18 protein-coding genes and 5 pseudogenes are annotated in these 23,997 nt (G+C 45.4%); 4 read left to right on the top strand and 19 right to left on the bottom strand.

The window, feature by feature from the left end; all coding sequences use genetic code 11:
* Positions 1 to 21: 21 nt before the first annotated feature.
* The 8 genes and pseudogenes from PAV_RS22690 to PAV_RS22655 all read right to left on the bottom strand — a co-directional run bounded on the left by PAV_RS22690 (position 22) and on the right by PAV_RS22655 (position 8,981).
* Entirely contained in the window at positions 22 to 234 is a 213-nt protein-coding gene (locus PAV_RS22690; RefSeq protein ID WP_005550125.1) for an acetyl-CoA carboxylase biotin carboxyl carrier protein subunit, read from the bottom strand.
* Positions 235 to 297: 63 nt separating this feature from the next.
* Positions 298 to 1,644: an acetyl-CoA carboxylase biotin carboxylase subunit gene (locus tag PAV_RS22685; protein WP_005550124.1), complete on the bottom strand. Its 1,347-nt coding sequence runs from the start codon at positions 1,642 to 1,644 to the stop codon at positions 298 to 300.
* Between the two features lie 14 nt (positions 1,645 to 1,658).
* Positions 1,659 to 2,798 carry an acyl-CoA dehydrogenase gene (locus PAV_RS22680; protein ID WP_005550123.1) on the bottom strand — a complete coding sequence of 380 codons (1,140 nt, stop codon included), beginning with the start codon at positions 2,796 to 2,798 and terminating at the stop codon, positions 1,659 to 1,661.
* A gap of 17 nt (positions 2,799 to 2,815) precedes the next feature.
* Positions 2,816 to 4,105 (bottom strand): annotated as a pseudogene (locus PAV_RS22675) (dihydrolipoamide acetyltransferase family protein).
* Between the two features lie 17 nt (positions 4,106 to 4,122).
* The gene (locus tag PAV_RS22670; protein WP_005550122.1) at positions 4,123 to 5,106 is read right to left on the bottom strand and encodes an alpha-ketoacid dehydrogenase subunit beta; all 984 of its coding nucleotides are present in this window, start codon (positions 5,104 to 5,106) and stop codon (positions 4,123 to 4,125) included.
* A gap of 15 nt (positions 5,107 to 5,121) precedes the next feature.
* Positions 5,122 to 6,134: pseudogene (locus PAV_RS22665) on the bottom strand (thiamine pyrophosphate-dependent dehydrogenase E1 component subunit alpha).
* A 309-nt stretch (positions 6,135 to 6,443) separates the two neighbouring features.
* Positions 6,444 to 7,369: pseudogene (bla, locus tag PAV_RS22660) on the bottom strand (class A beta-lactamase).
* 229 nt (positions 7,370 to 7,598) lie between these two features.
* Positions 7,599 to 8,981 (bottom strand): erythromycin esterase family protein, encoded by a 1,383-nt coding sequence (locus PAV_RS22655; RefSeq protein ID WP_005550120.1) that lies wholly within the window; start codon positions 8,979 to 8,981, stop codon positions 7,599 to 7,601.
* 289 nt (positions 8,982 to 9,270) lie between these two features.
* Between PAV_RS22655 and PAV_RS22650 the strand changes: the two genes are divergently transcribed.
* Positions 9,271 to 9,522, top strand: a complete 252-nt coding sequence (locus PAV_RS22650; RefSeq protein WP_005550119.1) for a hypothetical protein — start codon at positions 9,271 to 9,273, stop codon at positions 9,520 to 9,522.
* A 295-nt stretch (positions 9,523 to 9,817) separates the two neighbouring features.
* Entirely contained in the window at positions 9,818 to 10,213 is a 396-nt protein-coding gene (locus PAV_RS22645; protein WP_005550117.1) for a hypothetical protein, read from the top strand.
* Between the two features lie 131 nt (positions 10,214 to 10,344).
* Here PAV_RS22645 and PAV_RS22640 read toward each other — a convergent pair whose 3' ends face one another.
* From PAV_RS22640 to PAV_RS22625, 4 genes and pseudogenes are all read right to left on the bottom strand, one after another.
* Complete coding sequence (locus PAV_RS22640; RefSeq protein WP_005550115.1) at positions 10,345 to 10,848, bottom strand: DinB family protein; 504 nt, start codon at positions 10,846 to 10,848, stop codon at positions 10,345 to 10,347.
* Positions 10,849 to 10,886: 38 nt separating this feature from the next.
* Positions 10,887 to 11,518 (bottom strand): annotated as a pseudogene (locus tag PAV_RS22635) (class I SAM-dependent methyltransferase).
* 635 nt (positions 11,519 to 12,153) lie between these two features.
* Complete coding sequence (locus PAV_RS22630; RefSeq protein ID WP_005550109.1) at positions 12,154 to 13,047, bottom strand: alpha/beta hydrolase family protein; 894 nt, start codon at positions 13,045 to 13,047, stop codon at positions 12,154 to 12,156.
* A gap of 121 nt (positions 13,048 to 13,168) precedes the next feature.
* Positions 13,169 to 13,825: an MBL fold metallo-hydrolase gene (locus PAV_RS22625; RefSeq protein WP_040736606.1), complete on the bottom strand. Its 657-nt coding sequence runs from the start codon at positions 13,823 to 13,825 to the stop codon at positions 13,169 to 13,171.
* 361 nt (positions 13,826 to 14,186) lie between these two features.
* Here PAV_RS22625 and PAV_RS22620 point away from each other — a divergent pair, with 361 nt between their 5' ends.
* Positions 14,187 to 14,531 carry a hypothetical protein gene (locus PAV_RS22620; RefSeq protein ID WP_005550107.1) on the top strand — a complete coding sequence of 115 codons (345 nt, stop codon included), beginning with the start codon at positions 14,187 to 14,189 and terminating at the stop codon, positions 14,529 to 14,531.
* Positions 14,532 to 14,739: 208 nt separating this feature from the next.
* On the opposite strand, the gene PAV_RS22615 is transcribed toward PAV_RS22620, so the two are convergent.
* The 4 genes and pseudogenes from PAV_RS22615 to PAV_RS22600 form a co-directional block, all read right to left on the bottom strand.
* Complete coding sequence (locus PAV_RS22615; RefSeq protein ID WP_005550106.1) at positions 14,740 to 16,167, bottom strand: MFS transporter; 1,428 nt, start codon at positions 16,165 to 16,167, stop codon at positions 14,740 to 14,742.
* Between the two features lie 494 nt (positions 16,168 to 16,661).
* Positions 16,662 to 16,766 (bottom strand): annotated as a pseudogene (locus PAV_RS34875) (RNA polymerase subunit sigma-24); the annotation flags it as partial.
* Between the two features lie 69 nt (positions 16,767 to 16,835).
* Positions 16,836 to 18,167, bottom strand: a complete 1,332-nt coding sequence (locus PAV_RS22605; RefSeq protein WP_005550103.1) for a CitMHS family transporter — start codon at positions 18,165 to 18,167, stop codon at positions 16,836 to 16,838.
* A 170-nt stretch (positions 18,168 to 18,337) separates the two neighbouring features.
* Complete coding sequence (locus PAV_RS22600) at positions 18,338 to 18,886, bottom strand: response regulator (RefSeq protein ID WP_005550102.1); 549 nt, start codon at positions 18,884 to 18,886, stop codon at positions 18,338 to 18,340.
* A gap of 149 nt (positions 18,887 to 19,035) precedes the next feature.
* Here PAV_RS22600 and PAV_RS22595 point away from each other — a divergent pair, with 149 nt between their 5' ends.
* Positions 19,036 to 20,190, top strand: a complete 1,155-nt coding sequence (locus PAV_RS22595; protein ID WP_005543483.1) for an IS4 family transposase — start codon at positions 19,036 to 19,038, stop codon at positions 20,188 to 20,190.
* Positions 20,191 to 20,995: 805 nt separating this feature from the next.
* Here the strand turns inward: PAV_RS22595 and PAV_RS22590 are convergent.
* Genes PAV_RS22590 through PAV_RS37000 form a run of 3 tightly spaced genes read right to left on the bottom strand, consistent with a single transcriptional unit; the run spans position 20,996 to position 23,983 of the window.
* On the bottom strand, positions 20,996 to 22,795 hold the full coding sequence (locus tag PAV_RS22590) for a choline/carnitine O-acyltransferase (RefSeq protein WP_005550100.1): 1,800 nt from the start codon (positions 22,793 to 22,795) through the stop codon (positions 20,996 to 20,998).
* Positions 22,796 to 22,812: 17 nt separating this feature from the next.
* Positions 22,813 to 22,980, bottom strand: a complete 168-nt coding sequence (locus PAV_RS34870; RefSeq protein ID WP_005550097.1) for a hypothetical protein — start codon at positions 22,978 to 22,980, stop codon at positions 22,813 to 22,815.
* A gap of 1 nt (position 22,981) precedes the next feature.
* Positions 22,982 to 23,983, bottom strand: a complete 1,002-nt coding sequence (locus PAV_RS37000) for a BCCT family transporter (RefSeq protein WP_040736528.1) — start codon at positions 23,981 to 23,983, stop codon at positions 22,982 to 22,984.
* Positions 23,984 to 23,997: the final 14 nt, after the last annotated feature.

Below are 23,997 nucleotides of genomic sequence, written 5' to 3'. Positions count from 1 at the left end.
CCCCCAACCCCCAGCATCCGTTTAATCCAACTCGATCAGCAGCTCTCCCTCATCAACAAAGTCGCCTTCGCTCACGTTGACCTTGTTTACCGTCCCTCCGGTGCCAGATGTAATGGAAATCTCCATTTTCATCGATTCCAACACGACCACATTTTGTCCTGCCTCGACTTGATCCCCAGGCTTGACAAGAATCTTATATACATTCCCCGCCATAACCGCCACGATTTTGCTCATCTGAATAACCTCCTTTTTTACGAATAGCCTTTCGGTAACTCGCCGAGGCCTTATCCAATCAAGTCATGTCTGCTCCAGTACATATTTCGCAACAAAGCCTGTTGTTGTATCGCCTGAACGGAATGCTGGATGCCCGGTGACTTCTTGCAGCATTGGGATGTTTGTCTTGATGCCTTCAACCTGATACTCGGCCAGCGCCTGTTGAAGCCGATCAATCGCTTCATTGCGATCCTTCCCTTTGACGATCAGCTTCGCAATCATCGGATCATAGAAGGGCGTGACCACAGAACCATCGTGTACAGCCAGCTCATGGCGGATTCCTTCTCCTTCAGGTGTGGAAAACTTTGTAATTACTCCTGGAGATGGGAAGAACGTCTTCGGATCTTCCGCATAAATCCGTACTTCAATCGCATGGCCTTCGCGTTTCACATCAGATTGACCAAAGTTCAAAGAATGTCCTGCCGCAATTCGCAGCTGCTCTGCAACCAAGTCCAAGCCGGTAATCTCTTCTGTAATCGTATGCTCCACCTGCAGACGAGTATTCATTTCAAGGAAATAGAAATTTTTGTGCTCGTCGACTAAAAATTCGATCGTTCCGGCATTCCGGTATCCAATCGATTTAGCCGCCCTAACCGCCGCTTCTCCCATTTTTTCTCGCATGAGTTCATCCAAAAAGGCAGAAGGAGCTTCCTCTACGACTTTTTGATGACGCCGTTGAATGGAACATTCCCGCTCCCATAAGTAGACGGTATTCCCCTGGGCGTCAGCCAAAATCTGAATTTCGATATGCCGAGGATTTTCCACGACCTTCTCTAGATACATGGCCCCATCTCCGAAGAAATTAGCAGCACGCTTCTGGTTCCCTTCAAATGCTTGCTTCATCTCCGCTTCGTTATTTACGATTTGCATGCCGATGCCGCCACCGCCGGCCGAGGCTTTCAGCATAACCGGATAGCCGATACGGCTGGCTGCCTGTGCCGCTTCTTCCGCATCCGCTAACGGCAAGGAAATGCCGGGGACAACAGGCACGCCTGCCTGTTCCATGCTGTTTCGGGCTTCAATTTTACTGCCCATACGGGCAATGACATCTGCTGATGGACCGATAAATACGATACCGGCTTCCTCGCAACGGCGTGCAAATTCCGCATTTTCCGAAAGAAGTCCGTAGCCGGGGTGTATCGCATCCGCTTTTGAAAGAAGGGCGATTTCTAAAATTTTGTCAATTTTTAAATAGCTGTCTGTTACTTTGGGATTTCCGACTTCGTAGGCCTCATCCGCCATTTTGACGTGAGGGGCTTCTTTATCCACTTTCGAGTAGATGCTGACGGTGGCAATGCCCAGCGTTTTGCAAGTGCGGATCACTCGAGCTGCAATTTCGCCTCGGTTGGCGATTAGAATCTTTTTGAACATAGTCACGATCCCCTTTAACAACCGATCTGGCGTGCAATGACCATTCGTTGCACTTCCGAAGTTCCTTCCCCGATCTCAAGCAGCTTGGCGTCCCGGAAGAACCGCTCGACCTGGTATTCTTTCATATATCCATAACCGCCATGGATCTGAACGGCTTGATCGCACGCCTTCATGCATATTTCCGAGGCAAATAATTTGGCCATCGCCGCTTCCTTCTTGAACTTCCTGCCTTTATCCTTAAGCCATGCCGCTTTATACACCATAGTGCGTGCCAGTTCAATATTCATGGCCATGTCAGCCAGCTTGAATTGGATGGCTTGAAAGGAGGATAAGCTTTGTCCAAACTGTTTTCTTTCTTTAGCATATTGGAGTGATTTTTCGTAAGCCCCTTGGGCAATTCCAACCGCCATCGCTCCGATACCAATTCGGCCTCCGTCAAGCGTAGCTAAAAATTGCTTGTATCCATGTCCTTCTTTCCCTAGAAGATTTTCTTTGGGAACGGTTACATCTTGTAAAATTAATTCCGTTGTATTTGAAGCGTGCAGCCCCATTTTTTCGTAATTGTTAATGACCGTAAATCCTGGCGCATCTGTAGACACGATAAACGCACTGATTCCATCCGTCCCTTTGGTGCGATCGGTGACGGCCGTGAGCGACAGGTTTTTGGCAAAGCTTGCGTTGGTAATGAAGCATTTGGAACCGGAAATGATCCACTGACTCCCATTCAACTTCGCTGTTGTTTGGGTTCCGCCTGCGTCGGAGCCTGCATTCGGTTCCGTCAGTCCAAACGCGCCCATGTATTCCCCTGTACAAAGAGGAGTTAAGTATTTTTTCTTTTGCTCGTGCGTTCCGAATAAATGAATGGGTGCTCCGCCTAATGAAATATGAGCGGAATAGGTAATGCCCGTTGATGCGCAGACCCGGCTTAATTCTTCTACAGCGATAGCAAAGCTAATGGTATCCGCTCCCCCGCCGCCATACTGTTCGGGAAAAGGAAGACCCATGACGCCTACCTTCGTTAATTTATCGAAGACATCCTTCGGAAATTGCTTCGTACGATCCCGTTCATCCGCGCCCGGGGCAACCTCACCCTCCGAAAAATCGCGCATCATTTTTTTGATCAAGGCCTGTTCTTCGGTTAAATCAAAATGCATGATTTCATCGCTCCTTTTTAATAAAGTCCGATGTCCGTGCCGTAGCTTTCAATCTTTTGCTTGACTCTTTTCAAGAAGCGGCCGCACACAAGACCGTCCAAAACCCGGTGATCCAAGGAAAGACAAATGTTCATCATATCGCGAACGGCAATCATGTTATTGATGACGATCGGACGTTTGACGATGGCTTCCATACTCAAAATGGCTACCTGCGGTGGATTGATGATCGGGGCTGAAAGCACGGAGCCGAAGGAGCCTGTGTTATTCACGGTAAACGTTCCGCCAGTTAGATCCGCCTGCGTTAACTTGCCTTCTTTCGTTTTCGTGATCAATTCGTCTATCGCTTTGGCTAGACCATAAATGCTTTTCTGGTCGGCGTCCTTAATAACGGGAACGAATAAGGCATTCTCGGTGGCCACGGCAATCGAGATATGAACCGCTTTTTTGGCGATGATGTGATTGTCTGTCCACTGCGAATTTAAAATAGGGAATTCCTTCAGAGCTTCCGCTACTGACTTAATAAAGAATGGCAAATAAGTGAGATGGAGTCCTTCTTTTTTCTTAAACTCTTCTTTGATCCGGCTGCGATAACTAACCAGATTCGTGACATCGCATTCAACCATCAGCCATGCGTGCGGGATTTCCTGCTTGCTTTGTACCATTCGTTTGGCTATCGTCTTGCGGATGCCGGTAACCGGGATCATCTCGTCGGTTTGATGAATGGTAGCATGTAAGACAGAACATGCATCAATGGATTCGGAAGGCAGTGAAATATCGGGAATTGATGGTGCCGCTCGTGATGACGACTGAGATGGAGATTCTTTTGCGAAACTGGGGAGTCTTCGGGTTGTTTCCTTCCTTGTACGATTTGCATGATGTCTCTCCGGGTGATGCGTCCCGCAATGCCTGATCCTTCTATACGGGAAAGATCGAGGTTGTTGTCTTGCGCCAGTTTGAGCACGGCTGGCGAATAGCGCTGCTGCCGGGCTGATTGTACGGTAGTATCAACGGTTTCTTCATATGGGGCGGCAGAAGCTGGCTTGGATTCACCCGGTATAACCGCTTGTTTTTACCTCCTCAATACAGCAGAGCAAAGTTCCTACTGCTACCGTTTCGTCTTCTTGAACGACAATTTCGGTTATCGTGCCGCTAAAAGTAGAAGGAACCTCCGCAGTCACTTTATCTGTCAGCACTTCGCATACAGGATCGTATTTATTGACTTTATCCCCGACGTTGACGAGCCACTTGGAAATGGTTCCTTCCGTTACACTTTCTCCTAACTGGGGCATAACGATTTTCTCAGCCATATTCTCCTCCCGTCGGATCACAATTCAGCCAATTCTTTCATGGCCTGATATACTTTATCCGGGTTGAGCATGAAGAACTTTTCCATTGGCAAGCTGTAAGGCATAGCGGGAACGTCTGGAGCGCAAAGGCGTTTGATCGGAGCATCCAGTTCATAAAGGCATTCCTCTGCGATGATCGCCGCGACTTCAGCACCAACGCCGCCTTCCTTGTTGTCTTCATGAATAATGAGCACTTTTCCGGTTTTGCGAGCAGCCTCTACAATCGCTTCCTTGTCCAGAGGATATAGGGTGCGCAGATCCAGAATGTGAGCACTGTATCCGTCTTTAGATAGCTGCTCTGCCGCTTTTAGCGCAAAATGCAAGGTTAGACCGTAAGAAATAACGGTGATGTCTTCCCCTTGCTGCTTAATATCCGCCTTCCCGATCGGCACCGTGTAATCCGAGACCGGCACTTCTCCTTTGATCGAGCGATAACATCGCTTATGCTCGAAGAAAATAACAGGATCTTCATCGCGGATGGCCGCCTTAAGCAAGCCTTTGGCATCATACGGAGTGGAGGGCGTGACCACTTTTAAGCCAGGAATGCAGCAAAACATCGCTTCTACGCTTTGCGAATGATAGAGGGCTCCGCGAACTCCTCCGCCATAAGGAGCACGAATGACCAAGGGACAGTTCCAATCTCCGTTGGAGCGGTATCTCATTTTGGCTGCTTCATTCACAATTTGGTTGACGGCAGGCATGATATACTCGGCAAACTGAATTTCTGCAACTGGCCTCATTCCATGAGCAGCCGCTCCAATCGATACGCCTGCAATGGCCGCTTCCGATAGCGGCGTGTCGATAACCCGCTGTTCCCCGAATTCCTCGTGGAATCCCTGTGTAACCCGAAATACGCCCCCACGCACTCCGACGTCTTCTCCTAATACAAATACCCTGCTATCTTGCTGCATTTCCTCTCGAAGAGCTTGGGACACTGCTTCAAGATAAGAAATTACGGCCATTTCTCCTCACTCCCCTTATTTTGCATAAACGTGCTTAAGGGCATCTTCCGGAGCTGAATCCGGGGCATACTCCGCATATTCCGTGGCCTCATCGACTTCCATGCGTATCCGGTCATGGATCTCCCTGTCTGTATGTTCATCTAACAGTCCCGAATGTTTCAGATAATTGCTGAAGGATACGAGCGGATCCTGCTTCCTGGCCTCTTCCACTTCTTCGCGGGAACGGTAGGATCGATCATCGTCATCGCTTGAATGCGGGACTAAACGATTGAGCACCGCTTCGATAAGCGTAGGCCCTTCTCCTCTTCTTGCCCGATCGGCCGCTTCTTTCGTGACCTTGTATACTTCTAATGGATCATTTCCGTCCACACTAATGCCGGGAAACCCATAGCCCTTTGCCCGATCCGCGATGCTTTCGCAAGCCGCCTGCTTGGAAAACGGAACCGATATGGCGTACTTGTTGTTCTCGCACAAGAAAATGACAGGCAGCTTGTGCACCCCCGCAAAGTTCGCCGCTTCGTGAAATTCCCCTTGGTTGCTGCCGCCGTCCCCAAAGGCTGTTAATGCGACTAGTTTTTTTCTTGCATTTTTCCAGATAAAGCGATTCCAACTGCGTGCGGAATTTGGCTCGACACGACACTAGAGCCCGAAAGAATATTCCGGCTTTTGCTCCCGTAATGACCCGGCATTTGGCGTCCGCCGCTCGTTGGATCTCCTGCCTTTGCGAAAGCGGAAAGCATTAATTCCTGTGCTGTCAGGCCGAAAGCAATGACCATACCCATGTCCCGATAATAGGGACACAGAAAATCTTTCATTTGATCCAACGCGTATGTCGCCCCTATCTGTGCTGCTTCATGACCTTGGCAAGAAACGAGAAAAGGGATCTTTCCCGCACGATTCAGCAGCCACATCCGTTCATCTACTTTCCGCGCCAAGACCATATGCTGATACATTTCAAGAACCTGCTGATCTGACAACCCCAGTGCTTGGTGCCGGTTCTGGACTTGACCATTTCCGATGTTATTCATATCGTATCCCTCCGACAATTGTGCCGCTGCATACTGCGGTTTCCTTTATGTTACATACTGCCATTCCAATCGTGAAATACAAATAGTGCATAGTAACGATGCAAAAAAATATAGTCATTTGAAATGCTTCAGATCTTAATCATTGCAAAAGAATCATATTCAAAAGGTTACAGTAACGGGGGATGTTCAACAGGAACCATGTGAAAATAAATACACAGCGCCTTTGTCGGCGCTGTGTATTTTTAGTCTGATACGATGAGGTGCGACCATAATAGATAGCATTTTATAAGGAATGGAGCAGCAAAGGGGTCACTGGAGAGCTTTCATTGTAACCTTAGCAGCCTCTGCAATCAGTTCGTTATGATAGGCAGCATCTTTCTTATCGCGGCTGGATAGAACTGCAATGATAATAGGTGCTCGATTTGGTGGCCATACGATGGCGATATCGTTTCGTGTTCCGTAGCCTCCTGCTCCTGATTTATCGGCAACTTCCCAATCTATTGGAACGCCAGCGCGAATAAGCTTGTCTCCGGTAGCATTTCCGCGCATCCAATTCATTAGGAGATTTTGTTTATCGGCCGGGAGCGCATTTCCGACTGTGAAAGCCTTCAGATCATCAGCAAGCGCTTGAGGTGTGCTTGTATCGCGAATGTCTCCAGGAGTAGCCTCGTTTAATTCTGTTTCATAACGATCCGCGTGAGTAACTTGATCACCAATTTGTCTCAGCGCTTTTTCGAATCCTTTTGGTCCATCTAGTTCTTTAAGAAAAAGGTTGACTGCAGTATTATCACTGAAACGAACGGCAGCCTCTGCAAGTTCCCCAAGTGTCATTCCCGTATGTACATGCTTCTCCGTGATCGGTGAATATTCAACAAGATCATCTTTTGTATACGTAATAACTTTGTCAAGCTGCTCAATTTCGTTTTTTTGCAGTAGAACTCCTGCAGCTAAAGCCTTGAAGGTAGACGTATAAGCAAACCGTTCATTTGAACGATAAGTGATTGTCTGGTTCGTGCCTGTATCGATCGCATAAACGCCCAGTCGAGCATCATACTTTTTCTCAAGTTGAACGAATTGCTGATGAGCTTGATTGGCAGGCTTGAGTATTTGGTCGTTTTTTCTTTTGCTTCTGCCTGTAAGGATACCCCAGTAAACAAGTTGACATTTGTAAGAGACAAAGATAGTATTCCGACGAAAAGCGCTATTTTTCGTATCTTGGTATGTTTCAAAAAGATCCCTACCTTCCCTAGTTGGTTTCAATTCATGTTTTCACTACATTGATCGTGTAAGCTAATAACATGTGAAGTTATTACCAGATTAACAATGATTAACTAGAATTACAAATCAAACTGCTCACAAAGTTTTGATTAGATAAGTTTACAGGTGGAATTAGGCTGGAAATATCCTTGTTTACATAGCAAAAAAGTGCCTATATGAGCTATAGGCACTTTTAATTATAATATTTTATTTTCTCTCTCTAGTAGAACCGGATTCGTATTTCGTTGTAGGCTCCTTTACTTTATCGAAGACGATGATACCGTCGAACTGTTCTCTTGGAACGAATCGCATTGACATCGGCTCAATAATCTCCGACGTCATTCCATCCTCCGCTGCATAGATCGGCTTGAACATCCATGAGTTGCTCTGCTTCGGGGACTTATGCTTGGAAAGATCGGCATATGCAATTTTATACCCGCTTCGCATCATCAACTCTTCCAGACTTCCCTTCGGCATTGGCTTAATATCGAAGAGCTTCTGCGTCGTAATGGTGCTTGCCTTGCCGCTGTTCATATAGAGCCCAATTACATAAGCTTTATCCTTCAGCTTCTTATGGAGCAGTTCGCCCATGCTGGTAAAGCTGCCGATCCATTTTCCTTGCTCTTTGGTCTGAATCTTAGATGTATTCTTCGCTAAATGATCGTTATGTGCCCATAATATCACTTTTTTGCCGGGATACATCACCTTCATTAGCCATTCGACATTGTCAGCCATAATTCGGTCGCGGAATTCATAGCTTTCCTTCGTATTGTACATCCCCATCTCGATGAACTTTACTCGATCTCCGAGCGTCTTGATCGCAATATCCACCATATTCGGGTTGGCTGGATAAGCCGCAGCGAGCTCCTTCTTGTGCTCTTGGATGAATTGGATCAAGGCGTTGTATTTTGGCTCGTACGTTTCCTTGACCTTCTTAACGGCTGCCTTTGCCTCTGGATGGCCATCTTCCATGCCATATTCATTAAGTACCTTATACAAATCCGTCATGGCTTGCATCTCGAAGTTGAAATACTGCTGACCTTGCTCCTTGTCCACCTTGGCAATCCATCCAACAAGAAACTGTGTAAGATAGCCCGAAGTGAATTGCATGTCATAACCTGCGAGATGGAGCGGGTTTTTGGTTTCCTGCGACTTCTTTATGTATTCGAATAGATTCAGCGTTTCCTTGGAGTGCCAAATTGGAAAAATAGAACGCTGCATCATTTCTGCCGGGATCCATGTGCCGGCATTCTCGTCCGTCATGAAAGCATCCCCAAGTCCGGATTCAAATGCGATCACGTCAAACCCCATCTCTTCGTGCAAATACTTGATCAATCTTGTCTTCATGCTGCTGTATTCTGCAACACGGTGGAAATTCTCACCGAGACTGACGACCGTCTTGTCCTTCAAGATCGGCTTCAGAAACTCTAAATCTTTATAATTCGATGACGTGGTCGATGTAATCTCCCTTATACTTTCCTTCACTCCGTCATTCTTTTGCGCTGCTGCTGAGGCATTGAACGGGGATAGAATGAGCGCAAACGCCATACCTAGAGCTATTAATCCTTTTAATCGTTGTACTGCTTGCATGATGAAAATACTCCTCCTTAGAAATCCATTCTCGTTACTCTTTTATTTGCAAAGTCATCGTAACAGGAATTTCTAAGGAAAGTATAAAGTTGGAGTTGCTTCATTCATTATCAAATAATGTCCTTGTAACCCGACGACTTAGCAGTCAGTACCCCTTGTTTCTTTTGCCATCCTCCATTTCCATTCATCTTATACTCGATATCAAAAGCGTTTTTCACTTACTATGATACGAACCTAGGCAAATGAAGTTTGATTAGCATATATTGCTTGACAAAGGGGGGGAATAACTATGACTTCTAATAAAAGGAAAATAGGTAAAACACGCAAAGGCATTGCAATTATTTCACAGCGAAGACCGCCGTTATGTTTAGGCTGTTCACAGTATGCCCTGACTGCAATCAACGGCGCGATCAAGGATTTACGAGCGGCAAAGCGATTTCTTTCCCTTGGGAGATTTGAACGGGCTGAAACTGCTCTAGCTAATAGCCTCCCAGACATTACCAAGGCAATTCGTAATATTAATCGTATAGAACGCCATTAAAAAAGAGACGGTTTGCATTATGGTGAACCATCTCTTTTTTAGAAGGAAGATATTTACACACCTCTATTTAAGAATAATCCTCCCATTAGTAGATACCCTCCTTGGGCGTCTTTCCACGCCCTTAGCATTAAGGTCATTACTTGTGGTGGCACGGTTCCCGAGCTGTCTGTAACGACATGTGTAAAGGCCATCCTTTGCCAGATGGCCTTTCTTTTTAGAACATGATCGTACTCTCTAAGAGTAATTTACTGAGTACTGGTAAAGCTATTTGAAAATGAAGGTAAGGAGAATCCTTATGACTGAAAAACCGATTATTGTTTACTTTAAATCACCGGAACAAGCGAAGAAAGCTTTGGATCAAATGAAGAGCGAATTTGAAATAATCGAGTCCCAAATTGATCGTTTTGACGGGTACCCTGGAAGTGGGTATGACCCCAATAACCCTATTACTGGAGATATTCCAAGTTTGGGTTCGATTACACTCAACGGCAACTTTGGACGCGATTCCGGTATTTTAGCTGCCACAAGTACAAGTGCAAGCGGTATGAGTTCTGGTGGGACGAGGGTATCTGGCTTTGATATTATACTCACTGCAATTGTTGACAAAAATAATGGCGATAGGGCTATGCAGATTGCAAAGGAATGCGGTTGTTTGAATCTGGAATCGAACATAAAAGTTCAGAAGGGGTAAGGACTGACCTCCGTGATTGCACGGAAGGAATTAGTGCTAGTGATTATCCCTTCCGCAGCTTAACGAGGCCACCCGATTGTTCCCGCGGCAGCCTCGTAATGTTTTAATATAGAGCTATCGTCTCCTTTTTTTCAAGATACAATTTTCACGTTTTCGCTACTCAAAGCGGTTAATTGCTCGAATTGCTCGGGCGATGTCTGGAAGGCTGTTAGCCAACGCATCTTCAGCACACGCAAATGATGCAGCTCATTCCCTGCGATCGTATAAGCAAGCGCACGCGCGGATATCGTCATGTTGTTCGTGGTGCCTGTGCGAAGCGCAGCTTCATCGGTAAGACCACGCAGCAGCGTCAACGTCGCATGGCGGACGGCTTGATAGTCCTCCAGCAGCTCGGACATTGGCATTGAATCGAATGCGGAGCCGTTCATGAACTGATTCTCATCGAATCCCGGCAGAGGAGTCTGATCCCCTCTCGCAATACGCAACAGCCGGTATGCCATGACGCGTTCCGTGTCAGCGATATGACCGAGCACTTCCTTAATAGACCATTTGCCCGGCGCATAGCGACATTCCACCTGGCCAATGTAATTTGCAAATGCTTCCCCATACTCTGTCGAAAGTGGCTGTGTTACCATGTTCCCTACGCTCCTTTCTAAAAATCATTTTACGAACTTTATCTAGCTCCCTTTTTACATTTTATCATTACAAAATTCATAGCAGGCTTATTTTCCATCACTTTATTCGGCTCATCAATCTCTGAAAACTCGATTAATCCATACTTCCCAAATTCTCGTTTTATTGAATTCGAATCATAGAAGAACATTTTGACGCCATCCATAATCTCAAATCGATCTTGACTCAGTTCTCTGCCCTTGCCATACATAGGAGCCTTTTTTGTAACAGCAGTAAATATCATGTATCCCTCTGGTTTTAGCTGATTATAGCAGTCTTTCATTAATTTTTTCTTTCATGACTATTTAATAAATGGATCAAGGCATAACAGAATATGCCGTCATATCGTTTGTTATCAAATGGCATATTCGTCACTGAACCATGATAAATATTAGCAGTAACCCCGTTATTCCTAGCTAAATCAATCGCTGTTTTTGATATCTCAATACCTGTTACTTGAATTCCGTTGTCTGAAAAAATCTTTGCATTTCTCCCATAACCAAAACCAGGTATCAATATGTCCTTAACTTTCTTTTCAAGGAAAAAATTCTTTGCCAAAATAGCGGAGTTTGAAGGTTCTAATCCCCACATCATTTGTTTCTCTATAAAGCTTGCTTCCCAAAATTCTGTCATATTTATCTCCTCTGTATGTTATTATGCGAAATGATTAATATATATTACAGACATTCAATATCTGTAATTACAACATGGAAATCCACATTAGGACTAAGTGCAGCCAATTCACCGTTAAGTTTTTGCTTTAGCCATTACTTTTGAGCGTATAAAGCTCTTAGAAAGATATTATAGATCTTATTTGTCCATTATTGTACAGATGCAAATGATTCTAGTCAATCTCATATCTTTGAAGGAGACGATTTGAATGAGGAATCTTCCAGTAGAAATGTATAACTACCACACATGGGCGAATCAAACGATCCTAAATAGAATCAATGAAATTCCGTCCTCTGTACGAAGTCAAGAAGTGACTAGCTCCTTTCCTACCATCGCCATGCCCTTAGTCATATTTATACGGTTGATAAGATGTGGTACATGACTTTAACAGGTACGGATATGCGGGAGGCGCTGACAGCGTGTATACCGCTAAATGAGAAAATCCTGAACTCGGGCCGACGCGAAATGCGTTAGCCCGAACAGTCTGCTCAAAAATTCAACTCGCAATCGCAATGTTCCCATACATCAAATAAGATGTCTAACTCAGTTATCCCTTAGCGTATTAGCGAAATCATTCTTACAGAATTGCAAAATGATTACTTACTCTTTAAGAATCTCGTAATTTCAGCATAGAGCTCCTCTTGAAACTGTATTCGATCAAAGCCAGGAGGATCTTGTGAAGGGGGAAATGATGGCGAAACCATCGAAGCTGGAAATGGGCTCAAAAAGGAAAAATGTCCCGCATTTTGTACGGTTCTATATTGAACCTTATCTCGGTCAGCAACTCCATTCATAATAATTTGCGCGTGAAAAGCAGGCGTGAACGGATCTTTTTCGGCATCAAGCATTAAGATCGGAATGTTGATCATGCGTAATGCTTCTTCGGATTGAAACCATACCGATGCTGGCGCAAGCAATACAAGCGACTGAATACGGGGATCCGGCGTAACCTCAATGCGCTGCGGTTGACCTTCCGGTGACTCATGTGGAAATGAGGTTGGCTCGCCGCCTGCCGCTGCCAAAGCAGTGTATCCCCCGAGCGAATGACCGATAACCGAAACATCATTTGGTATAACTTTTTCAGCAAACCCCTCATTTTCAAAAAACCAATCGATGGCCATCCGAATATGTCTTGGTCTGTTCGCAAGATTTTGCATCGTACCTTCCAAGCTATTATCATTTCTGTTATTGAAGGGGTGTTCCGGCATTCCTACGATAAAGCCATTACGCGCTAAATGCTGGGCTAACATGCGATATGCGAAAGGAGTGCTGCCAGTACCGTGAGAGATCAGCACTAACGGGAACGTTCCTTCCAAGACCTCCGCATCACTTGCTAGCTCGGTCGGATAAGGCCCTAATTGAACAGTTTGTTCTGCAGTGCCTGTAGGATACATGATCCACATTGGAAACGATATGCTCAGAGCATTATCGGATATTTCTACTTTACGGAGCCCAGCATATCCGGGCTGTTTGATTTCATCTGTATTCATAGGTGTTCCCCCTGAGATATTAAGGATATAGGTTCGATTGCCACCATGGAGCTAACATACATATTCTATGCTGTAGTTCATGATATCGTTTTTGAACTATTTTGCGAAATGGGATGTCATTCTATTTTAACATTCGAATTTGATCATTTATTTTCCCCCTGCTCAGTCCTCCGTGATAACATATGGCAGATTCAATGTGAAATTCCAAGTACTTTTTCACCGATAATCGAGCTTCCTCGATATTGAGAGTGGTTGGCTCATGAATGCCTCCGAGTATTCCGTTTACACTATACAATGAATCTCCAGCAATTAATGTTTTACTTCTTTTTAAATAAAGACTGATATGACCGGGAGTGTGTCCAGGAGTGTGGATGATTTGAATTCCTCCGCAAAAGGGAAGTTCCTGACCGTCGTTTACGGTATTGTCTATCCTTCCCTTGGGGGGATTTTGTATTTGTCCGTCTTTAAGAAGGGGGAGTTCCCCTTGAATATAAGGCTGATCCAATTCGTGTGCGTATACTTGAACATGATCGCTGCACTCTCGCAAAATGTCAGGTAAACATCCAATATGATCAATATCCTGATGTGTCAAAATTACAACGTTAATCTGATCAAGTGAGACTCCTACTTTCTTCATAGCCGCTTTTAAATCTTCGATTTGTCCTGGAAACCCGGTATCTATTAATACCGCCATTTCCTGATCCCATAAAAGAGTTGGATGGATGGTATTCCCGTGAAAGTTCAGCTCAAGCATGTAAACGCCATTCGAAATTTCCACGTTTTTCAGCTCCTTATCAGCAAAGTGATGTAAGCCAATCTTGCTAGTCGTCGGACCCGACAAGCTCAATTCCCAGTCGTATTTGCTCCGCAGCGCGGTGGCATACACGCCTTGCTACACTGCTCCCCTGTTCTGCAGCCATTGTTACTTTCGGGGCGAACTGCCCGAACTATTGATCGCGCTTCATCAATAATTCTTGATAGTTTAAAATAAACCTTCTTTTCATGCCCTAGTTTGCATATCGTAATTGATTGATAGTTGTTGTAAATATCGTATTTTATTTATTTAATTTCCAGAATAAAGGATGATATTGCATTAATGATTATATGATTAAATTAACAAAGATGATGGCGGTTGTTGTGTGCGCATCCACATTCCTCGTCGCGTTGCCAAGCCCATCCCAAGCAGCAGATGGCGTGTGCTGCGCTCCAACCTTATGGAAAACCGCGACAAACTGCTTCAATGGAAAAACCATCATCCAAAGATACTACATGCAAACCTGCAAGTATGCGATGGCAAATCAGAGCCCAGAACATGGGTGGAGACAGAATCCTATAACGGATGCAAAGACCCGAACGAATACGGTTCACTTACGATTGCTGTCATCAATGTAAATAAGCGGCTCTACCGATTCGTTCTAGATCCCGAGAAGGATTCGACGGAAGGAATCGTAGGCCGTTTTATGGTTATAAGTCTCCGCATATAATCCGAACCCACATAGCATAATCCAATAATAAAGCTAAATCCCAGTGTCACTCTAACTTATTGCCGGGAATGTTGCACAAAAAACGCATCCGCTCCCAAAGGGACGAATGCGTTGAGATACAATCCTTTATTAACATATGCTAGCCCGATTGGCCTTCCCCAATTATACTACATAATGACATCCCCCGGTGTCCGCTGGCAGTTTACCGTCATTTTTCCACACTGATACGATGCCGCCGCTTTACCATCCTTCTCCGCACGTACCAACTGTAACCGAGCGGAAGCAGGCTGGCAGCGCCGATCCAAGCGCCGAAACCAAAGATATTCAGATATGCGTCCAAAGGTTTGGCAGGATCGCCGTCGTCTATCAATCCCAGTCCCAGCGCGGCACCAAGCACCAAGCCAATGTTACGGGTCAATGCAATCATGCTTCCGAGCGCCCCTGCGTCTTCCTTCACTGCGTGGCTCATAATGAAGCTGTTATTCGGCGAGGCGATCAGCCCCATCCCCGAACCGATCAAGGCCAGCGTACAAATAACTGCCCACAACGGCAATACGCCGAATACCCCGGAGAACAGCAGGAACCCGCCTGCCATGGCGCATAGGCCAAGTCCCATTAAGCGGCGTGATCCTATCCGATCAGATAAGTGCCCTGCGACGGGACCAATTACAGCCAAGAGAAGCGGATACGCCAGCATAACATAGCCGGTATCCGCCGTGGATACCGAAGTGATACCCGAAATATAAAATGGCATGAGAACTAATGCAATATTGGCCATCAGGAAAGATGCGCAGCTAATGATGAGACCGCAGGCTACGGCTGGAATACGGAATGCCGTGAGTGGCAGAAAAGGCTCTTTCTGTCGGGATTGCCACAACCAGCCCAAAGGCCAAAGAATTAGCAGGACTACGTACAGTAGAAGCATATTTGAGGATCCCCACCCTATGGCGCCTCCATTCACAATGGCGTAGATTCCAATGCCGATGCTGCCCATGAACAAAATGGCTCCAACTATGTCCAATGAGGCTTTCCTCGTTTCTTTCTTCTGATCAGCAGGGATGAAGCGCAGCGCTAACCCGGTTGCCGCGACTGCCACAGGCATATGAATCAGGAACGCCCATTGCCAGCTCAACCAGGCCGCGGTAAAGCTGCCTGCAACCGGTCCCGCCATGCCCCCCAAAGCAACAGCGGTACTCACGAACCCGAGAGCCCGCCCTCGAATCGCGCCCGGCATATGAAACGTGATGATTGCCATATTCGTTGCCTGAAACATTGCCGCGCCAGTTGCTTGCACAATACGCATAAGGAGGAGCACAGTAAGATTCGGCGAGATCGCTACCAGAACAGAGCTAATTGTAAATAGGGCTATGCCGCAGTTATGGATGCGGCGATGCCCCCAGCGATCGCCTAACTTGCCCATTAAGGGAAGTAGCGACGTAATGGCGAGAAGATACCCCGTCGTCATCCAGTGCACGGTCCCAATATCGGACTGAAACACGGTGACGAATCGGGGGAGCGACACATTCACTACCCCGGCGGTAAAGTGAGACAAGAACGCGCTGAGGCAAATTGCTGTCATCATCCATGCCCGCTGGTTGTCAGCTGTTCTGGGGCTTTCAAGTGCGGAAACGCTCAACAAACTTCCCTCCCTTTCAGCGGAAGAGCGGCTTGCCTGCTGTCGAACATGATAACCTGCCCCCGTTTTACGCAAATGGTACACCCTACATGGCCGTTGCCGCTGATGACCACAAACTCATCTTTTGCATGCATCTTTATCACCATATCCTGTAAAATTTGAATTAATAAACATTCTTGATTATACAGGGTCAAATTATTTTTACCATCCCATATTTCAGGGGTTGCAGCATGATTTATTTATTAAACTGTATACAGTATGAACTCCTTAACTTGTTTAGTGCCAACTCCGAACAGATAAGAAATATAATCCCTATATCGACTTTAGGCATTTCGTTATACAATGCACGCGATATTTGTTGTGTGCAAAAAAATAAAAGCCCGACCGAATATCCACTCCTTAGCGCAAGTGTCTATCTTCCGGGCTTTCATATAATCTACCTAAAATCTGACTACTTCTCCATTTTGTTTTGTGCAATAAAAGGTGATGAACGAATAAGCGTCCTTATCGGCCATAATGAGCTGCAATAATGCTTCTTTGGTGCCTTTTTTGGCTTGTTGGACAAGATGGCTTACTCTCATGTTCACTCCCCTTTTCATAGATAAGAGATTGCAGGTGTCAGAAAAGTTCATTTTATATATAAAAAAATTATTTATGGCTATTTATTTCTATATAATTCCAATCACTAGAGCAGTGACGACGAGAACAATACTTATGCCCCATATCCAGAACAGTGAGTAGCGGATATGGCGGCCCATCTCCAGACCCGCTAATCCGAGCGCCAGCCACAGGGCCGGGGACAGCGGGCTCACGAATGTCCCGACGATATTACCAATCACCATCGCGTACGCAGTGGACAACGAAGCGACGCCGAAACCGGATGCAATCTGATCGACGACGGGAAGCAGGGCAAAGTAATACGCATCCGTGCTCAATATTAAATCGAACGGAACGCCCAGTAAGCCGACGATAATATGCAGATAAGGCGCAATGCTGCCCGGGAGTATCTTCACGGCGTCGTTGGCAATGGCCGTAAGCATGCCGGTTCCGTTCAGAATGCCCAAAAATAAGCCGGCCGCAAGAATGATTGAGGCCATCGTGAGCGCATTAGGCGCGTGGGCACGCAATCGTTCCATCTGCTCATTCACCTTGAAGAAGTTAAGCGGCAAGGCGATGCTTACCCCGATCATAAAAGCTAGGCCCGCCGGGATAATTCCAGCTACAAGTACGCCAATCACCGATAAGGCGAGACAGGCATTGACCCACAGAAGTCTGGGGCGAGCGAGACCTTTCACTTGTTCGGACTGGACTAAAATCGAAGCAGCCGCTCCTGCCGCCGTCGCCTCTAGCGTGGCCGCCTCCTCCCGTGATCCATATTTGCGGATGATTCTCCGCTTCTCCCGAATGCCGAGAAGTGTGGCCAATCCAAGCATGAGCACCATGCCGATAATCTGGACAGGGATGAGCGGCTGCCATAATTCTGTGACATCCGCTTTCAGTACGGTAGCCGTTCGGCCCAACGGACCCGCCCACGGAATCATGTTCATGACGCTTGCGCTCCCTCCGACCAAGAGGAGCAGCAGATACGGATTCATCTGCAAGCGTTTATACACGGGCAGCAGCGCAGGTATCGTAATTAAGAAAGTCGAGGCGCCCGAACCGTCTAAATGGGCAATCGCGGCCACCAAAACCGTTCCGACACATACCGTGATGACGCTTCCGCGTGAAAAAGCGACCATTTTATTGATTAATGGATCAAAGAGTCCGACATCCTGCATAATGCCGAAAAAGATGATCGCGAAAATAAACATGATCGCGACTTGGATAACCGAGCTGACGCCATTTCCAAAAAAAACGCCAATTTCCGAAAAACTATACCCTGCGAGTAATGCGCCAAGGATCGGCGGTATCACCATGGCAACAATCGGGGTCACTTTGCCGCTAATAAGCAAGGCGACGATAATTAAAATTGTAATTAGACCAATCAAGCTCAGACTCAATAGGATATCCCCTTTCCGTGATCGCGGCTTTGCTCACCATTCCGTATTCCGCAATGGATGAATGCGTTTACAATTCGCTATGAACGAAACACCCGCTTTGCTTACTATGAAATTTATCACGGATAAATCGGACGATAAATATTGTAGCCATAAGAACGATAGAATTCATTTTATCGATTTTGTTCATAAGTTTCACAAAGGATGTATCTGCGTTCCGGTCTTCCCACCGTGCCATAGATAAGCATCGTCCGTACTCTCTTCAAGGATACTAAATATTCTAAATAACGCCGCGCCGTTGATCGGCTAATGCCAAGCTCGGCGCTTAATTCAACAGCCGTAATTCCCCCGATCACTTGCTGCGTGAAAACGCAGTAAATCTTTTCTAGTGTGATAGAATCAATCCCCTTCGGGAGAGCCGCATCCGCCCGGACGGAACTCAACACGCGATGCAAGCCGAACAAAGCGTCGATATCACTCTGCTTCATTTCTTTGGTGGAGCGCATCATGCTCCGATATTCCTTATATTCTGCCAAGGTAAGGCTGAAGCGCTCCTCGTCTACCGGCTTGACAATATAATCGAACACCCCGGCGCGAAGCGCTTCCTGAACCGCCTTGGCATCCTTCTCCGCCGAGACGATAATGATATCAGCATCATGACAGGACTGGCGAAGCTCCCATAACAGATTCATCCTTTCCACGTCAGGAATATATATATCCAATCAATAGCGTTGCATTAAATTTCAGACCTAATTACAAATTCTAAATTGTACTAAAAATGTTAAATTATCGACGTCCATTCAAAGAAAAAATCTCCATAATTAGGGGAGCAGGTAGTCCTGTCCAAATCCCTAATCATAGGAGATCGTACATGGACAAGGATACACTACTTTCATCATTTGGTAAATGGGTCGCACCACTAAATGCACAAATCATTTCAGATTGGACGGATAAAACCGGCGAAGATAAGTACGTTAAAAAGCTGCATTCACTGGCCTATCTCTTGATCTTTATGGATGCACAGCTGCAGCAGCGAGACTGTTTACGAACTATCGTTACTGAATTGCAGTGTAACGAAGCGTTCCAGAAAGAACTTGGAATTACGTCCATAAGCACCTCACAGCTATCAAGGAAAAACAACAAGCTTTCCAGTGAGGTTTTGCAAAGCATATTTGCGGATCTGGTCTTGAAAATCAGCGAGCACAGCCGTCCTGCTTCAGGGCGAATCGGCACAGTAAAATTGCTAGATTCCACGACGATGAGCCTATGTTTAAGTAAATACAAATGGGCAACGTACCGAAAAACAAAATCCGGTGTCAAACTTCATTTGCGAGTAACCTTTTGCGATCCGGACACGGTTTATCCAGAAAAGGCAGTGCTTACACCTGCGAAGCCTGCGGATCGTACTCAAATGGATGCTCTTATTGATGAAACCGGAGCCACCTATGTGTTCGATCGCGGCTATGTCGATTACAAGAAGTATGATCATTACTGCAGGGAAGGCATTTTTTTCGTAACTCGTTTGAAGAACAACGCGGTCGTGGAGACGCTCTCCGAATTTCCAGTAGCCGAAAACTCCTTGATCCATCGGGATCAAATGGTTCGAATCGGTAAAGGAAAGAAACAGATGGAAGAGGCATTGCGACTTGTAGAAACGACCGATTTAAAGGGTAAGCTGATCCGCATCATTAGCAATCGCTTTGATTTAACAGCAGAAGAGATCAGTGAGCTGTATCGCAATCGTTGGAAGATAGAAACATTCTTCCGTTGGGTTAAACAGCATCTGAAGCTGACGCGTTTCTATGGAGAGCAAGAGAACGCGGTATGGAATCAGATCCTCATTTGTTTGATCGCATATAGCCTTCAGCTCTTGATGAAAATGGAGCTTGGTACAACGAAGAGCTTATTAGATCTACATCGACTACTTATCTCAATGCTGTATCAGCCCTGGGAAACGTTCAGAGAAGCTGTTTTTCGGAAGCCTGCTCGCACTTCCAAAGGTCGGCAGAAAGTCGTAAAGACCTAAGATTCAGGAAAATAGTTCCTTGAAATGATAGATATTACCAAATGGGCGCGGCTACTTGCTTTCATAGAACCCTTAACTTTTTGGCTTATATGAAAGCAAGAAAACTGTAAATTATTTTATCTGCAACAATATCTTTCCTTTAATATTTGCAGTGGGATTCTTTTATGCAACGCTATTGATTTTAAGTAGATATTTCATTTAATTGTTCTTATTATTGTTTAAACTTATTACTACACGCTGATCACAGAATTATTTTTGGATTGTTCCTTGCTAATCATTTTCATTCGATACTTTGTACATATTGATTCTTCTAATTTACATGCTCGTATCAGCGTCGAATCTGTATATTGCATTTCTCGATTTATAGATGTTATCAGATATTACGGGCACCAAATAAGATCGTATCATTGATCGCTTCTGATCCATAATAATTTGATGATGCAATTAACAACCGACTTTAATTACTTACATAATCACCAATACTATGTGAATTTTTTCTCATTTCCATGCCGATGCATTCATTATTAATTTCGTCATCTAGTGTCGTTTCTAAATGCCTGCCAACACATGATATAAGGCAATTTCGTCTTTTTCCAGTCAACGATTCTATACAAACTTCTATTTGCTCATACTTGACACATGAAAGTTCGTTTATGTTACATGTACCTACCTCATTTGACGGTTTTTTTCAAATGAAATGGCATTTAGCATCTCGTGAGGCTCCATCCTTAAGTTATTCAAAAAAGAACTCGGTAATTTTATACCGAGTACAGTCCCCTTTTTGTATTGAAAAATCGAACCTTAACTAACTTAATTCTAATAGAGCTGCCAACCGTTCCAAATTCGTACATAGACTATGCAACAACTGATCGGCCGCTTCTTTATTGGCTTTCTTGACAGATATATCAAGGACAATCCGCTCATTCAGTATGCCGTAGTACAGACCGAAACCTTCGCTATTTACTGGCGCGAAAGTAAATGATTCCATAATCTCATAAGGTATGCTTGTCGTTGATATAAAGTCTGCAGTCAAAGCTTTCATCCCTTGCGACTGAAAGAAATAGTCGGATTGGCTTGGGGAGGCCTGCTTCAATTGGCTTATTCTCTTTAAGCCGAACAAATGACGCTCAATTCCAGCTCCGCGCTGGCAGGCTTTGATCCGTTCAGTATGCGCCGCTGCCGCGCGCTTAAAGCTGTCTATCAGTTGCTGCCGGCGTGATTGCCAATCCTTATCTACGCCTAGCTTACATTCATGCATATAACTTTCTACAAATTGCTTCTTTTCGTTGCTTATGGAACGGGCACATTCGGTTCTCCCTTGATAGTAATGGCGCATAGCGACCGGTTCATATACGCTTTGCAATTGCCCTGTTGACTCGTATTGGGCTAATGCTAAGGCAATATGGAAGAAGGCATCAGGACTTACTTGGCCACGCTTCATCAGAGACTTACCGAAACGATCAAAACTAACGTGGGCAAAATAATGATTATCGTACTCCGCTTGAGCCTGTTCACTGCATTGCACCAATAACGACTGCACGCGTTCATCTAGCTGCCAGCACAGCGCTGTAACTAACTCACTGCTACACTCTTGATGAGAAATCGATTCTTCTTGCTGGGTACCATCTTGTTGTGTAAACAGTTGATTTACCACATTCAGGACTGGCACACCGTCAATCGATGAATGCTCAAAATTAAAACGGATTGCACCGTTAGCATCGATAAGTATCTGCATCGTCTTCGCAAACCACTGATTTTTCCAACCTAATAACGCACAGTGCAACTGTTCCGCTGTGCTGTCAACTGCATCGTCTGAAAAACCGATCGCAAATATCGCATCATGAATCGTACGCAAATGCTGAGCATTCACAGGATGTTGCTGCAACTGTTCATACACATCCGCCGACAGTTCACGCTTGGCCGCCGCTACACTTTCGACAGAAACAGTCTCCTCGGGAACATTGATATAGCGCAAGTTACCCTCTAATTGCGCCGCTGGAATAACGGCACCTTGCTCATCCGTTACCATTAATTTGTAGAAGTGTGAGTTGCGGATAACAACGACGAAGTTATTTTCCACTGTATCTGCACCTACATAAAACTCATCTTCCCCATGAGCTGGCAAGCGGCAGCTCTTGAAAATATTTCGATAGTAGCTCATATCCACAGCTGCACCTTTAGCCGTCTCCTCCATTGGATAACGACCTGAAATTAGCTGTAAATAGATGCTTACCGCCCGTTCAATCAACAACGCCGCCTTATGAGCTCTGTCTCCCATATGAGCGTGATAATCCGGATGGATCGTTAACGCAATATTCGTCTCGCTTTGTAAGTTGCCCCTTGTCATTAAGTAGCTCTGCAGCCACCACGGAGCGAGCCAACTGTCTTCTCCAGCTTCTGCATGCTGCTCTAACTGTTGCTGCAACAGCGGTCCCTCATCTTGCTGAAAACGCAGCACAATATGCTTAAACTCATTTAATTGTTCTACGGTCAGTAGCGGTTCCGCCCACTCCAGCAAAGTCGTTAGTGTGTCTGGCAACATTGGAACGGGCAATTTTTTTAGAAGAGGTCGTAATTGTGTTGTGTACTTGTTCGTGTTGTTCATAACGATCTCCTCTTATCTCATGTCTCATGTTTAGGTTCGAGCGCTAGCTTAACCATCCAACCGAGCACAGCTAAAAAGGCAACCGTTATCACAAATAACCCAATATTACCCAATAGCGTGCCCTCTGCCAATGTTTGGTCTACTCCATATTCAGGCAACGGTAAAGGAACTTTCGTAGTCTCCATCTTAAGTTAACTCCTTTCCTAACCTCTGTTCAGATTCCTTTTGCAGCTTATGCTGAGGATCTACATATCCTTCACGCCTCGCGTCATGGCGCAATTGTCGAATCAACCCGGAAATCGCCAAGAAGAACACAAACATGTACGGAATACCTAAGAAAACTGCAATCGCCCGCACTCCATTCAGTGTCCCTGTAGCTACGTTGGCGAAGGCAACCATCGTGGTTATGACCGACCAGATCAAGGTGCGCACTACTGGCGCGTTTTCTGGTCCATTGCTTGTAATTATACTCAGTGAGATCATCGAACTTGTCGCAGTCGTTGACAGGAACACAAGAATCAACACGATAAACACAATCCCAGTGAGTGTGAACAACGGCAGCTTCTGCAAGACCATAATGAATGATAAATAGACGTCGTCAGGATGATCTTGAATATATTGAATAATTGAGCCATCGCCAACAATCGCATTGAGGAAGCCTGTGCCACCAAATACGCTGAACCATACAATGAGGAACATCACTGGCGCTAATACGCCCCCAACAATAATTTGCCGAATCGTACGTCCTTTAGAGATGCGGGCAATAAATATACCGAGGAACGGTGTCCACGAAATCCACCAAATCAAAGTCGTATTCGGCCAATCGAAGAACCACCCTTTATTTAGAAACGGCAAGGTCTCAAGACTAGTCGGCACGACGCCAAGAAACGTATTTTTGAACGTTTGTGCAATAAAGTTCATTAGAAACGGTGAGTTTCCTAATGCAAATACGTAAACCAATATGGCGACCGCAACAACAACGTTAATATCACCCAAAATTTTCATGCCTTTGCCGATTGGCAATACGGCAGCCAACGTATAGATTGCGAAAATCGCCAATAAAATGAATACTGAATAGCCTAAGCCTTCATTGTTATAGCCAAAAACGGAGGAAACCGCATTTTTAACTTGGAATACACCAAGACCAATCGAGGCTGCCATCGTCAGTGCGGATGCACCGGCTGCCAAAATATTGGTGATGT

The sequence above is a fragment of the Paenibacillus alvei DSM 29 genome (assembly GCF_000293805.1).
Taxonomy (GTDB): Bacteria; Bacillota; Bacilli; order Paenibacillales; family Paenibacillaceae; genus Paenibacillus_B; species Paenibacillus_B alvei.
This window is presented reverse-complemented; position numbering and strand designations above follow the sequence as displayed.

Excerpts from the sequence above, each read along its gene's own strand:
- PAV_RS22690 (WP_005550125.1), bottom strand. The coding sequence starts at position 234 with ATGAGCAAAATCGTGGCGGTTATGGCGGGGAATGTATATAAGATTCTT.
- PAV_RS22685 (WP_005550124.1), bottom strand. The coding sequence starts at position 1,644 with ATGTTCAAAAAGATTCTAATCGCCAACCGAGGCGAAATTGCAGCTCGA.
- PAV_RS22680 (WP_005550123.1), bottom strand. The coding sequence starts at position 2,798 with ATGCATTTTGATTTAACCGAAGAACAGGCCTTGATCAAAAAAATGATG.
- PAV_RS22670 (WP_005550122.1), bottom strand. The coding sequence starts at position 5,106 with ATGGCCGTAATTTCTTATCTTGAAGCAGTGTCCCAAGCTCTTCGAGAG.
- PAV_RS22655 (WP_005550120.1), bottom strand. The coding sequence starts at position 8,981 with ATGCAAGCAGTACAACGATTAAAAGGATTAATAGCTCTAGGTATGGCG.
- PAV_RS22650 (WP_005550119.1), top strand. The coding sequence starts at position 9,271 with ATGACTTCTAATAAAAGGAAAATAGGTAAAACACGCAAAGGCATTGCA.
- PAV_RS22645 (WP_005550117.1), top strand. The coding sequence starts at position 9,818 with ATGACTGAAAAACCGATTATTGTTTACTTTAAATCACCGGAACAAGCG.
- PAV_RS22640 (WP_005550115.1), bottom strand. The coding sequence starts at position 10,848 with ATGGTAACACAGCCACTTTCGACAGAGTATGGGGAAGCATTTGCAAAT.
- PAV_RS22630 (WP_005550109.1), bottom strand. The coding sequence starts at position 13,047 with ATGAATACAGATGAAATCAAACAGCCCGGATATGCTGGGCTCCGTAAA.
- PAV_RS22595 (WP_005543483.1), top strand. The coding sequence starts at position 19,036 with ATGGACAAGGATACACTACTTTCATCATTTGGTAAATGGGTCGCACCA.
- PAV_RS22590 (WP_005550100.1), bottom strand. The coding sequence starts at position 22,795 with ATGAACAACACGAACAAGTACACAACACAATTACGACCTCTTCTAAAA.
- PAV_RS34870 (WP_005550097.1), bottom strand. The coding sequence starts at position 22,980 with ATGGAGACTACGAAAGTTCCTTTACCGTTGCCTGAATATGGAGTAGAC.